Raw genomic sequence first — 12,105 nt, 5'->3', positions numbered from 1 at the left:
CAACCTCGCTAAGCGCATAACGGACGAGAACACACCAACCTGGCGAGGAACTTACTAGGTTTTAAAGGGCAATTCGGCTACATCAAACGCCCTCTTAGGACGACCCCTCAGGACGGCGGAGTCTCCCGCACCCTGAGCGGCCCGACCACCGCGTCCAGTTCCGCGTCCGTCATGGAGCCGCCCGTTCCCAGGCCCTCCCAGAGTTCCAGTTCGCGGAGGTGTTCCACCGGGACCTGGTACGTGGCGAAGAAGTGGATCATCAGCTGGAAGGCGCTGAGGTCCTCCCCGGTCTCCCGTGTGTGCCGTAACACCCAGTGCGCGGCCTCCGATGCCGGGCGGCCCTCCTCGCCGAGTCGGCGCAGGCCTGCCGCGATCGTGGCGCGGTCGGTCATCTGTTGAACACCACCTTCACGGCTCTGACGGTTTCCCCGAATGCCGTACAACCCTATGCGTGTCCAACGGGTCTGACGTTACGTCCGAAGTGTTCCGGGTGATCCGGAGGTGGTCACTTCGTACTACGGGGACCCGCGTTGACCACGCATGCCTTTTTTGTGTCCCCCGCTTCGGAGCACGTCTCACGTTTCAGCACCTGTCCCGGCACCCGTCAGGACACGTGGCTCAACCACGACGAGCAGGGGGAAACACCACATGCGTCACCTCAAGACCGCCACCGCGGCGCTGGCCTGCGCCTTCGCCCTCATCCCGGCCGGGGTCGCCGCCGCCGGGTCCGGCCCGGCGCCCGCACCGACCGCCCGTACCTCCGCTGCGGCCGTCACCACCGCGCCGTCCGCCGACGGCAACCCGGCGAGCCTGCGGGCCCGCGCGGCCGGTGTGTGTTCGGACGCCTACCAGATCGGCTCCACCGGGTACATCAAGCGGGGCGGTGTGACCGCCGCGTCCGTCAAGCAGTTCTACTCGCCGTCCTGCGGCAAGAACTACGGCTACGTCTGGGTCTGGGACAGCTTCCGCAGCGCCGTCGGGGACTACGACGTGACCTCCGCCGTCTACAGCTACTCCCGGGACGCGGTCCTCGGCCAGCACTCCTGGACGAACACCAACAGCCAGGAGTTCTGGTCCAGCGGCACCAGCACCGTGAGCGAATGCACGGCCGGTTCCGGCACCGTACGCGCCGCCGGTGACCCGGCGCCCATCGGAGGGTTCTCCAGCAAGCGCTGCTGAGGCAAGCGAAGCTGACCTCAGCGTCGCTGAACACCCACCCGCGGCGGGGGGAGGGGGCCGACCAACTCCCTTCCCCCGCCCCGCGGATCAGCGCTCGGTTCGTTCACCGTGCGCCGTCCGTCAGATCCACCCGCACCGTGAGCAGATTCGTCCCCATCGCCCGTACGCCCGTGCTGTTCACGCGCGGCAGCGTCCGCAGCCGTGCCACCGGATCGTCGTCCGGCAGCAGGTGGGCCGTGCCCGGGTGCCACCGCCCGCCGACCCGCACCCGCACGCGCGGGTTCGCCTTGATGTTCCGCACGTACTGCGACTTCTCGCCGAACTCCGAGACCAGCCAGAACGTGTCGCCGATCCGGCGCCCGCCGACCGGGGTGACGCGGGGCAGGCCCGAGGTGCGGCCCGTGGTCTCCAGGAGGGTCTGGAAGGGGAGCCGGCGGGTCACCGGGTTGCCGATGCGGCGCTGGAAGGCCGTGGTGGCCTTGAATCTGATCTCCGTGAAGCGGGACATGTTGGTCCTGTGCCTCCTGCGCTCGTGCCACTGCCGTGTGTGTTCTTGAACCGTGTGTGTTCTTGAATGGTGTCGCAGACGCACTCAGGAACGGCGAACCGGGTGGGCGGTGGTGGCGGGTATGCGCGTGGTGACCTGGAATTTGTGGTGGCGGTTCGGGCCGTGGGAGGCGCGCCAGAAGGCGATCCTCTCCGTGCTGCGCGAACTGCGGCCGGACGTCGTCGGGTTGCAGGAGGTCTGGGCGTGCGACGGCGAGAACCTCGCCGCCTGGCTCGCCGGCGAACTCGGCCTGCACTGGACCTGGGCACCCTCCGAGGCCCCCGAGCGCTGGCAGCGGCGTATCGGGGGCGGGGGCGGGGGCGGGGGCGAGAGGGTCGACGTCGGCAACGCCGTGCTGAGCCGCTGGCCCGTCGTCGAGAGCGAGGCCGTACGGCTGCCCGCCCCGGAGGAGTTGGACGACGGCCGCCTCGCCCTCTACGCCCGCCTCGCAGCCCCCGGGCACCACGTGCCCTTCTTCACCACCCACCTCACCTCCGCGCCCCACGCCTCGGCGGTCCGCTGCCAACAGGTCAGGTTTCTCGCGGAGTTCGTGGCCCGACATCGCGACGGCACCGACTTTCCGCCCGTCGTCACCGGCGACTTCAACGCCTGGCCCGACTCCGACGAGATCCGGCTGCTGGGGGGTTACCGAACCGCCCCGGCTGTCCCCGGCCAAGTCTTCATGGATGCCTGGGAGTTGGCGGATCCGGCGGCCCCGTCGGCGACTTGGGACGCCGCCAACCCGTATGTCGCGGCCGGGTTCGGACCCAGTGCGCGGATCGACTACATCCATGTGGGCCTGCCGTGGCCGGACGGGCTCGGGCATGTGCGTACCGTACGACGGGCCGCGGATCAGCCGGTCGGTGGTGTCTGGCCGTCCGATCACGCGGCCGTGGTGGCCGAGTTGGAGTCATCCGCCTTCGCTGCGGGGGCCGCCGGCCGCCTCGGGTGACTCGGTGCTCGCGGTCCGCCCCTACACACACCCAACTCCGGTGAAGACACGCCGACTTCGCATCCGTAGGTCGGCGCGCGTTCAGATGCCCGGGAAGCGGAGTCGACTATGCCTCGCTCGGCGGGGTCGACCGGTAGGGGCGCCTGCGCGGGCGGAGGAAGGGGACCGTGCCGCTGAGCAGGACCAGGAGCAGGACAACCACTCCCGCGGGGGTGAGTTGGACCGTCACCTGCAGCGTGGTGGGCAGCACGGCCACCGCGACGCCCGCGACGGTCAACCGGTCACGCGTGCCGAAGCGCAGGGCGATCGCGAGGACCCCCGCCCACAGGACCCCGGCCCACAGCGGGCCGATGACGCCCAGAACACCCAGCGTGAAGGGGTAGTGCGTTTCGGCGAGTTGCACGCCCGACACCAGGACGGCCGCCAGGGCGGTGGTTCCCGTGATCGTGCGGCGTTGCGAAAGGGAGGGGCCGAGCAGATCCCTGGGTGCGGCGAGGACGACGGCGCCGGTGAGCAGCGGCACGGCCAGTCGCGTCACCGCGATCGAAGGGTCGCCGTACAGGCCGGAGGAGGTCAACGCGGTCGTCAGGACGTCGGCCAGGCTCAGCAGCATCGCCGGCACGACCAGTGCACGGGCCACGGTCCAGCGCCCGGTCCGGACAGCCGCGAGCGCCGCCAGCCAGAGCAGGGGTGTGAGGCCCGTGTTGGCCAGGTTCAGCGCGTTCGTGAGCGGGGACGCCGGCGAGGTCCGGACGCCGGGAGGGGCGAAGAGCCACAACAGGCCCGCCACGAAGCTGCCCGTCGCCACGGCGACAGCCAGTGGGGCCGCCTGCGCCAGGATCTGACCCGCCATCCGGTCGGAGCCCAGGCCGGTGCGCCGCCGCAGGCCGTGGCCGGCGACATCGAGCGCCTCGCGCAGCCGGCCGAGCGGGCCGGCATCCCGCGTGGCCTCGGCGTAGATCGCGGTCAACTCGGCTTCGTGCTCGGCCCGGTAGGCGGCCGGATGGAGGCGCAGCGCCCAGCGGAACGCGAGTGAGCTGTGCTGCCGCGTCATGCCAGGGCCCCCTTCGGGCGGACGGCGTGGCTGCGACGGGCGGCCAGTCGACGCTCCGCCTCGGCGACGACAGCGCGCAGCCGCTCCGTCTCGGCGGCCAGCACGTCTCGGCCGGACTCGGCGAGGGCGTAGACCTTGCGCGCCCGTCCGTCCACGATCTCCTCGCGCTCGACCCGGATCAGGCCCTGCTGGGCCAGCCGGTCCAGCGCGCCGTAGAGAGTGCCGGTGCGCATCCGCACCCGGCCCTGGGAGATCGCGTCGATCTCCTGAATCAGTCCATAACCGTGCCTGGGCTCGTCGGCCAGGGCAGTGAGCAGGAGCAGCGTCGGCTCCTGAAGCGGTCGCTCATTCATGCCGCCTATATATATCAGCGACCGACATATGCTGTCGATCGATTTATCGCCCAGTGCCCGATCGAGCCACCCTTCCCAAACGCCTCCCCAAAAAGATCGGGTTCGTGAACGCCGCCGGCGCCCCCGGCAGCGGGCCCGGTGCCGCCTCGTGGCGGACCTCCGCCCGTACGTACGCCGCGTACTGTGCCGTCGTACGCCACTCCACGAGCCCCGTGCCCGTCGCCGGCAGGACCCCGCTCGTGAACAGCACGCCCTGGTCCGTCACCAGGCGGGCCGTGCAGTGCGGGGCGCCCGTCACCTCAAGGCGGACGGTGACCGGGGCGTCCTTCGCCACCTTCAACCGGCCCCGATGTCCGCGTGTTCGCCCTTCGGGCCGGAGGCGGAGAAGGCGAGGGTGACCGATTTCGACTCGGCGACGTACGAGCGGCCCGCCCGCAGCCCCTCCTGGATCGCCTCCCGGGTCAGGTCGTCCGCCAGGACCACCGTCTGCGGGACGCCCACCTGATCGGGGTCGCGGTGCGCGTCGCTGTTGCCCATGGCCGGAATCCAGTCACGGCTGCCCGCGCCCTCCCTCACCGACGCCACCAGTATCAGGCTTCCGCAGGCACTTTCATGGCCACTCTCCTGCCGCCGGGTGAACTCCCGCACAAGACAGGGGAATCGCCGCGACAAGACCAAAGGGTGACCCCGGGGGGCAAGTGACGTTCGACCAATGCCGACCGGTCGGTATGGACAGACGGGGCGCCGCCCGGTACAGATATGGACATGCGCCTAGCCGTCACGATCTTCCTCACCGACGAGACGATCACCCCGACCCGACTCGCCCGTGAGCTGGAACAGCGCGGGTTCGCCGGGCTGTACCTGCCCGAGCACACGCACATCCCGGTCGAGCGGACCAGCCCGTACCCGGCGGGCGGCGAGCTGCCGCCCGAGTACGGCCGTACACTCGACCCCTTCGTCGCGCTCGGCCAGGCCGCCGCCGTCACCGAGCGGCTCGCCCTCGGCACGGGCATCACGCTCGTCGCCCAGCACGACCCGATCGACCTCGCCAAGCAGATCGCGACCCTCGACCACCTCTCCGCCGGCCGCCTCACCCTCGGCATCGGCTACGGCTGGAACGTCGAGGAGGCCGCCGACCACGGGGTGGAATGGCGTACGCGGCGCGAACTGACCCGGGACCGGATGGCGCTGATGCGTGCCCTGTGGGCGGACGAACCGACCGCGTACGAGGGCGAGTTCGGGAGTGTGCGGGCGAGTACCGCGTACCCCAAGCCGGTGCAGAAGCCGCGTGGGCCGGTCGTCGGCCCCCGCACCCTCATCGGCGGCGCGGCCGGGCCGAAACTGTTCGCTCACATCAGCGAGTACGCCGACGGCTGGCTGCCGATCGGCGGGCGCGGCCTGTCCGAGTCGCTGCCCGTGCTGCGGTCGGTGTGGGCGGACGCGGGCCGCGACCCGGCCGCCCTCCAGATCGTCCCGTACGCCGTCCAGCCCACCCCGGGCAAGCTCGCCCACTATGCCGAGCTGGGCATCGAGGAGGCCGTGGTGCAGTTGCCGCCGGTCGGGGAGGCAGAAGTGCTCGGCCTGTTGGACGGGTACGCGGAGTACCTGTAGTCGCCAGTGCCGCCCTGTGACGTTTGGCACCCAGAACGGACAGGGCGGTCCTGTAAGACCTGATCACATCGATCGTATGCTCGAAGGATGACGACTCCCGAGGCTTCCGGCACCGGCCCCACCGAGCGCCCCGGCGGCGCCACCGGCCCGACCGAGAACTCCATGCGTCGCGCCCTCAAACGCGCCCGGGACGGCGTCGCCCTCGACGTCGGCGAAGCTGCTGTGCTGCTCCAGGCCCGCGGCGAGGCCCTCGCCGACCTCACCGCGTCCGCGGCCCGCGTACGGGACGCCGGCTTGGAGGCGGCGGGCCGACCCGGCGTCATTACGTACTCGAAGAGCGTCTTCATCCCGCTGACCCGCCTCTGCCGGGACAAATGCCACTACTGCACCTTCGTCACCGTCCCCGGCAAGCTCCGCCGGGCCGGACACGGCATGTTCATGTCCCCGGACGAGGTCCTCGACATCGCCCGCCGCGGCGCAGCCCTCGGCTGCAAGGAAGCGCTGATCACCCTCGGCGACAAGCCCGAGGACCGCTGGCCCGAGGCGCGCGAGTGGCTCGACGCGCACGGCTACGACGACACGATCGCCTACGTCCGCGCCATCTCCATCCGCATCCTGGAGGAGACGGGCCTGCTGCCCCACCTCAACCCGGGCGTGATGTCCTGGACCGACTTCCAGCGCCTCAAGCCCGTCGCCCCCTCCATGGGCATGATGCTGGAGACGACGGCCACCCGCCTCTGGTCCGAGCCGGGCGGCCCGCACTACGGCTCCCCGGACAAGGAACCCGCCGTACGGCTGAGGGTGCTGGAGGACGCGGGCCGCTCGTCCGTCCCCTTCACGAGCGGGATCCTGATCGGCATCGGCGAGACGTACGAGGAGCGCGCGGAGTCGCTCTTCGCGCTGCGGAAGGTGTCGAGGGCCTACCACTCCATCCAGGAGCTGATCATCCAGAACTTCCGCGCCAAACCGGACACCGCGATGCGCGGCATGCCGGACGCGGAACTGGACGAACTCGTCGCGACGGTGGCCGTCGCCCGCCACATCATGGGCCCGAGCGCCTGCCTCCAGGCCCCGCCCAACCTCGTCGACTCCGAGTACGAGCGACTGATCGCCGCCGGCATCGACGACTGGGGCGGCGTCTCCCCGCTCACCATCGACCACGTCAACCCGGAACGCCCCTGGCCCCAGATCGAGGAGCTGCGGGGCAAATCGGCCGCAGTCGGCTTCGAACTGCGCGAACGCCTCTGCGTCTACCCGGAGTTCGTCCAGCGCGGCGAACCCTGGCTCGACCCGCGCCTGCTCCCGCACGTACGGGCCCTTGCCGACCCGGAGACGGGCCTCGCCCGCGAGGACGCGGTCGTCGAGGGCCACCCGTGGCAGGAACCGGAGGAGGTCTTCGTCTCCTCCGGCCGCACCGACCTGCACACCACCATCGACACCGAGGGCCGTACGTCCGACCGGCGCGACGACTTCGACGAGGTGTACGGCGACTGGGGAGCCCTGCGCGAGGCGGCGGCGCCCGGCATGGTCCCCGAGCGCATCGACACCGACGTACGGGCGGCCCTGGCGACGGCGGCCGACGACCCGACGCGCCTCACCGACGCCGAAGCACTCGCCCTCTTCCACGCGGACGGCCCCGCCCTGGACGCGCTGTGCCAAGTCGCCGACGACGTACGGAAGTCGGCGGTCGGGGACGACGTCACCTACATCGTCACCCGGAACATCAACTTCACCAATGTCTGCTACACCGGCTGCCGTTTCTGCGCCTTCGCGCAGCGCCGCACGGACGCCGACGCGTACACCCTCTCCCTCGACCAGGTCGCGGACCGCGCCCAACAGGCCTGGGACCTGGGGGCAGTTGAGGTCTGCATGCAGGGCGGAATCCATCCGGACCTCCCTGGAACGGCCTACTTCGACATCGCGCGCGCGGTGAAGGAGAGGGTCCCCGGCATGCACGTACACGCCTTCTCGCCCATGGAGGTGGTCAACGGCGCGACCCGCACCGGGATGTCGATCCGCGAATGGCTCACGGCCGCGAAGGAAGCGGGCCTCGACACGATCCCCGGCACGGCGGCGGAGATCCTCGACGACGAGGTCCGCTGGGTCCTCACCAAGGGCAAGCTGCCCACGGCCACCTGGATCGAGGTCGTGACGACCGCCCACGAGCTGGGCATCCGCTCCTCGTCGACGATGATGTACGGCCACGTCGACCAGCCCCGCCACTGGCTCGGCCACTTCCGCACCCTGGCCCGCATCCAGCAACAGACCGGCGGCTTCACGGAGTTCGTCACCCTGCCCTTCATCCACACCAACGCACCGGTCTACCTCGCGGGCATCGCCCGCCCCGGCCCGACGATGCGCGACAACCGGGCGGTCATCGCCATGGCCCGCCTGCTCCTGCACACCCATATCCCCAACATCCAGACGAGCTGGGTGAAGTTGGGGACCGAGGGTGCCGCCGAGATGCTCCGCTCGGGCGCGAACGACCTGGGCGGCACGCTGATGGAGGAGACGATCTCGCGCATGGCGGGGTCGTCGTACGGCTCGTACAAGTCGGTGAAGGACCTGATCGCGGTGGCGGAGGCGGCAGGACGCCCGGCGAAACCCCGGACCACCCTCTACGGGGAGGTCCCGGAGGAGCGGCAGCGGGCGGCGGAACTGTCGGACGGGCATCTGCCGGAGCTGCTGCCGGTGCTGGACTGAGCAGCTGTCGTCGAACAGGAGTCTCGCCATGGTGAGCGACCTCGACGGCGATCAGGTGCGGCTGCGTTCCGTCGCGGACGGCCGGTTGCTGTTTCCGGACGGCGGTGGACGACCCGACGAACGTGGCCCTGAGCGCGGACGACCGGCTGGTGGCCGTCTGCCCCCACGCCGGTCCGATGTTCGCCGATATCGCCCAACCGGAGATCCAGAACATCGCCTTCAGCCACGACGGGGCATTCCTCGCGGTCTCAGGACACGACGAGATCTCGGTATGGCGGCTGTCGTGCCCCCGACGCCCCGGTGTTCCGCCATCCTCTGAACGGACAGCTCCTCTACGGCGGTCTCGCCTGGGATCCCGGTCTGCCGGTCCTGCGCTACCTCGAAGGCAGCACCGTCCACTCCCTCGACCTCGGGGCGGCCCTCACCGCCCCGTGGAGCAGCCACCCCCTGGACAACGCGCTGCTCAGCCCGGACGGCGGCACGCTCGCCACCGCCGAGCGGTCCGGGAGCGGCTACCGTTTCCAGTTGCGTGACACCCATGACGGGCACCTGCTTCGTACGCTGCCCGGCCGGACACTGGTCGCCTCCCGGACGCGCGACCTCGGTCATCGGAGCGGCGAGGTGTGGAACACCGCACGCCGCAGCAGAGCGGCCATGCTCAACGACCTCGACAGCATCCACCTGGCCGTCCGCCCCGACGGCCGGTTGCTCGCCGGAGACATGGACCTCACCGAGCTGCCGTCCGGCCCGGTCACCCGGCGCACCCTCAGCCAGGGCGAGCAGATCAACGCCCTGGCCTTCAGCCCCGACGGCTCCCGCATGGCGGCGGGTGACATGACCGGCCGCGTAGCCCTGTGGGACGGAACCCTCCGCCACCGTACGGGTGTCCTGCCGAACCTCTTCCCAGCGGCGCTCGGTGACACCCCCGAAGCCGTCAACGCCCTCGCGTTCAGTCCCGATGGCAGCACCCTCGCCGTCGCCGGGGACTCCGGCACCCTCCAGCTCTGGGACACCGCCACCCAACAACCCCTCGGCGGCAACCTCACCACCCCCGGCGAGCCCATTCGCTCCCTCGCCTTCAGCTCCGACAGCGCCACCCTCTACGCCACCAGCGACCACACCCCGCTCCAGCGGTACCCCATCACCCCCTCCCACGCCATCACCCAGGCCTGCACACGCACCGGCACCACCCTCACCGCGGCCCAGTGGCACCTGTACATCCCCGACGCGCCCTACCACCCCGTCTGCGACACACGCCGCCCGCACTGACCACCGCCGCACCGCACCGCGCCGGCACACCGCGCCCGCGAGGCGGTCCGCTGCCGCGGCCGGGCCGGTACCGGCTCCGACTGGTGTCGATGACGAGCCGCACCACGTTCCACGACGGTTGGCGTTCCGCGACGGCTGGCATTCCCTGACGGTTGGCGTTCCCTCACGGAACGTGCCGCTGACCTGTTTGTTTACGCCCTCGAATCGGGTTGCCGGACAACTCACGGCTGCGAAAGATCGCTCGCACCCCCCCTTGACCACCACCTACTCGATCCCACCCGCGTTTCGATCTCACCCGCGTTTGGTGTCACGAGCGAAGGAACTCGAAAATGGTCCCCACCCCTGTCAAGAAGTGGCTGCTCACCGTCGCGGCCTGCGGCCTGGCGTTCAGCGGCCTGAGCCTGGCCTCCGCCACGACCGCGAGCGCGGCCAACGAGACGGACCTCAACGGCCACTGGGACAACCTGCTCCCGAACATCTGCCAGGACGGCTCCAACCGGAGCGGCCAGAGCAAGTGGTTCTACAACACCGTCACCCACGAACTGCACGACAAGAGCTACGAGGGCAAGTCCCCGGTCTTTTCGCTCAAGTACCTCGGTCCTGGCAAGAGCTATACCTACCTGAACCCGGACTGGAAGGAGCTCAAGGGCCACTGCTACTACCCCGCATCGTCCTCCTGGACGGTCGAGGGGGGCGAAACAGCCTGGTCCGAGCCGGCAAGCAACTGCGACAACGGCGGCCCCCTCAACTACAACGTCTCCCAGAGCTACACCACCACGACGACCACCACCAAGACAGTGGGCGGCGAAGTCACCCTTACCCGCAAGCTCGGCAAGCTGTTCGAAGTCGGCGGCGGTGCCGAGTTCTCGTACTCGTGGTCCTACGGCAAGTCCGTCGGCTGGTCGCGCACTGTCGGCATGAGCGTCCCGTCCGGCAGGACGGAATGGTTCGGCGCGAGGCCCATCAAGCGCGTGGTGCGGGTCAACCCGCACTTCTGGCTGGACAGCTACACGTGGAACGTCAGCAAGGACGACAAGAACTACCGCTCCTCCCAGAACTGGGGCGGCTACGGTTACCGGGCCCTCGTAGACCACGACTACTACTACGACGGCACATCCAATGTCCTCAACAGCAACAACCAGCCGCAGTTCCGCTTCATCCTCCACGGGCGCGCCAACAAGTACAGCGACTGCCACTGACACGTGACGGCACCCCTGAGATCCGAAGTGCCCGCCGGCCCGACGCCGGCGGGCACTTCGCTGTGTCCCCGGATTGTTCTGAGTGATGAAGAGGCTCGCCGGACAACTTCTCGGCCCTGAAGATTGGCAGGAATCCGGAATTCCGGATCCCCTCCCTCTCTCACGTAACGGAGACCTCCCATGGCCTCTCGTCTGTTGCAGCGCGTGGGCACGTCGCTCGCAGTGCCCGCTCTCGTGGTCGGCGCGTTCGCGCTGGCCGACCCCTCGCATACGCACTCGACGTCCTCGAAGGCGTCCAGCACTCTCAACCTGAGCACCAAGGACACCGAGCTCTCGGCCTCGACCTGGTACCTCGCCCACTGGGACGTCGACGCCAGCGGGGAGGGCTACGCCCACACGATCAGCCACCTGCGGTCCATCATCGACGCGCACGGCGGTCACCGGGTGAACGTCCAGCGGGGCGGCCGTAACCTCGCCGTCGACGTCACCCCGGGCGCCGGCGCGGACCACGCGTACATCGACCTCACGGTGACGACAGCCGGTGCGACCATCCACCTGATCATCAGAGTCAGCGACATGTACGTCGTCGGGTGGCACTTCTATTCGCCCCAGGCCGGCAATGTGTACATCCCGCTCAGCCGCGACCACCCCGAGGACATACCCGCCGCCGTCCTGAGCCCCACGCAGAACGGATTTACGCAGTACGGCGACATGAACGGCCACGAGAACTACAACGACCTCGCCAGATCGGCCAACACATCGCTGGAGGACCTCAGCCTGAGCCACCAGAACCTCCGGCAGGCCGTCTTCGACCTGCATCAGAACCCGTCGCAGCCGCCGGCGAACTACGTGAGGAACAAGTCGGTCGGCATCCTCCGCCTGATCATGGCCATCTCCGAGGGCACCCGCTTCCGCCCGATCGCCGCCGACCTCGGCCGTCAGCTCAACACCGGCGGCCAGACCCGCATGGCCCGCTACATCGAGCTGATCCGCAACTGGCGCGGCATCAGCCGGGTCTTCACCAACCCCGGCGGCGCCTTTAACTGGGTCCACACGGTCGGCTGGGGCGACATCCGCGACCGCGCGCAAGCCGCCGCCGTCCTGATGGTCGCGCTCGCCGCCCGACCCGTTACTTCCAACATCAAGGACGAACTGTGAGGCCCACGGCTCACCGCCGTCGCCGCCTCGTCCCTTGACCTGGCGTCGCCCCTCACCTCAGCGCCCACCCCGCCCGCTGC

11 protein-coding genes and 1 pseudogene are annotated in these 12,105 nt (G+C 69.8%); 7 read left to right on the top strand and 5 right to left on the bottom strand.

The annotated features are described in order from the left end of the window. Nucleotides 1-107: 107 nt before the first annotated feature. Nucleotides 108-392 carry a hypothetical protein gene (locus ABZ855_RS41650; RefSeq protein ID WP_360816928.1) on the bottom strand — a complete coding sequence of 95 codons (285 nt, stop codon included), beginning with the start codon at nucleotides 390-392 and terminating at the stop codon, nucleotides 108-110. Between the two features lie 256 nt (nucleotides 393-648). Between ABZ855_RS41650 and ABZ855_RS41645 the strand changes: the two genes are divergently transcribed. Continuing rightward, nucleotides 649-1,179, top strand: a complete 531-nt coding sequence (locus ABZ855_RS41645) for a hypothetical protein (RefSeq protein ID WP_360816925.1) — start codon at nucleotides 649-651, stop codon at nucleotides 1,177-1,179. A gap of 103 nt (nucleotides 1,180-1,282) precedes the next feature. Here the strand turns inward: ABZ855_RS41645 and ABZ855_RS41640 are convergent, their stop codons facing one another. Next, a complete protein-coding gene (locus tag ABZ855_RS41640; RefSeq protein ID WP_360816922.1) occupies nucleotides 1,283-1,687 on the bottom strand; it encodes a nitroreductase family deazaflavin-dependent oxidoreductase in 405 nt (134 codons plus the stop codon). Between the two features lie 121 nt (nucleotides 1,688-1,808). Here ABZ855_RS41640 and ABZ855_RS41635 point away from each other — a divergent pair, with 121 nt between their 5' ends. Beyond that, nucleotides 1,809-2,678, top strand: a complete 870-nt coding sequence (locus ABZ855_RS41635; protein WP_360816919.1) for an endonuclease/exonuclease/phosphatase family protein — start codon at nucleotides 1,809-1,811, stop codon at nucleotides 2,676-2,678. A 106-nt stretch (nucleotides 2,679-2,784) separates the two neighbouring features. On the opposite strand, the gene ABZ855_RS41630 is transcribed toward ABZ855_RS41635, so the two are convergent. The 3 genes and pseudogenes from ABZ855_RS41630 to ABZ855_RS41620 form a co-directional block, all read right to left on the bottom strand. Then, entirely contained in the window at nucleotides 2,785-3,732 is a 948-nt protein-coding gene (locus tag ABZ855_RS41630; protein ID WP_360816916.1) for a hypothetical protein, read from the bottom strand. Continuing rightward, nucleotides 3,729-4,085: a PadR family transcriptional regulator gene (locus ABZ855_RS41625; RefSeq protein ID WP_360816913.1), complete on the bottom strand. Its 357-nt coding sequence runs from the start codon at nucleotides 4,083-4,085 to the stop codon at nucleotides 3,729-3,731. Before ABZ855_RS41625 ends, ABZ855_RS41630 begins: the two co-directional genes overlap by 4 nt. 43 nt (nucleotides 4,086-4,128) lie before the next feature. Then, nucleotides 4,129-4,676: pseudogene (locus tag ABZ855_RS41620) on the bottom strand (CehA/McbA family metallohydrolase); the annotation flags it as partial. A gap of 174 nt (nucleotides 4,677-4,850) precedes the next feature. On the opposite strand from ABZ855_RS41620, the gene ABZ855_RS41615 reads away from it, so the two are divergent. The 5 genes from ABZ855_RS41615 (at nucleotide 4,851) to ABZ855_RS41595 (ending at nucleotide 12,025) form a co-directional block, all read left to right on the top strand. Next, entirely contained in the window at nucleotides 4,851-5,696 is an 846-nt protein-coding gene (locus ABZ855_RS41615) for an LLM class F420-dependent oxidoreductase (protein ID WP_360816910.1), read from the top strand. Between the two features lie 87 nt (nucleotides 5,697-5,783). Beyond that, nucleotides 5,784-8,399 carry a bifunctional FO biosynthesis protein CofGH gene (locus ABZ855_RS41610; RefSeq protein WP_360816907.1) on the top strand — a complete coding sequence of 872 codons (2,616 nt, stop codon included), beginning with the start codon at nucleotides 5,784-5,786 and terminating at the stop codon, nucleotides 8,397-8,399. Nucleotides 8,400-8,699: 300 nt separating this feature from the next. Next, entirely contained in the window at nucleotides 8,700-9,668 is a 969-nt protein-coding gene (locus ABZ855_RS41605) for a hypothetical protein (protein WP_360816904.1), read from the top strand. A 329-nt stretch (nucleotides 9,669-9,997) separates the two neighbouring features. After that, nucleotides 9,998-10,867, top strand: a complete 870-nt coding sequence (locus tag ABZ855_RS41600; RefSeq protein ID WP_360816901.1) for a hypothetical protein — start codon at nucleotides 9,998-10,000, stop codon at nucleotides 10,865-10,867. A gap of 180 nt (nucleotides 10,868-11,047) precedes the next feature. After that, nucleotides 11,048-12,025 (top strand): ribosome-inactivating family protein, encoded by a 978-nt coding sequence (locus ABZ855_RS41595; protein WP_360816898.1) that lies wholly within the window; start codon nucleotides 11,048-11,050, stop codon nucleotides 12,023-12,025. Nucleotides 12,026-12,105 lie beyond the last annotated feature (80 nt).

It is taken from the genome of Streptomyces sp. NPDC047042, from assembly GCF_040644035.1.
In the GTDB taxonomy this organism is placed as follows: Bacteria; Actinomycetota; Actinomycetes; order Streptomycetales; family Streptomycetaceae; genus Streptomyces.
This window is presented reverse-complemented; position numbering and strand designations above follow the sequence as displayed.

Coding starts and splice junctions, on each gene's coding strand:
- ABZ855_RS41610 (WP_360816907.1), top strand. CDS start 5,784: ATGACGACTCCCGAGGCTTCCGGCACCGGCCCCACCGAGCGCCCCGGC.
- ABZ855_RS41645 (WP_360816925.1), top strand. CDS start 649: ATGCGTCACCTCAAGACCGCCACCGCGGCGCTGGCCTGCGCCTTCGCC.
- ABZ855_RS41640 (WP_360816922.1), bottom strand. CDS start 1,687: ATGTCCCGCTTCACGGAGATCAGATTCAAGGCCACCACGGCCTTCCAG.
- ABZ855_RS41615 (WP_360816910.1), top strand. CDS start 4,851: ATGCGCCTAGCCGTCACGATCTTCCTCACCGACGAGACGATCACCCCG.
- ABZ855_RS41595 (WP_360816898.1), top strand. CDS start 11,048: ATGGCCTCTCGTCTGTTGCAGCGCGTGGGCACGTCGCTCGCAGTGCCC.
- ABZ855_RS41630 (WP_360816916.1), bottom strand. CDS start 3,732: ATGACGCGGCAGCACAGCTCACTCGCGTTCCGCTGGGCGCTGCGCCTC.
- ABZ855_RS41650 (WP_360816928.1), bottom strand. CDS start 392: ATGACCGACCGCGCCACGATCGCGGCAGGCCTGCGCCGACTCGGCGAG.
- ABZ855_RS41635 (WP_360816919.1), top strand. CDS start 1,809: ATGCGCGTGGTGACCTGGAATTTGTGGTGGCGGTTCGGGCCGTGGGAG.
- ABZ855_RS41625 (WP_360816913.1), bottom strand. CDS start 4,085: ATGAATGAGCGACCGCTTCAGGAGCCGACGCTGCTCCTGCTCACTGCC.
- ABZ855_RS41600 (WP_360816901.1), top strand. CDS start 9,998: ATGGTCCCCACCCCTGTCAAGAAGTGGCTGCTCACCGTCGCGGCCTGC.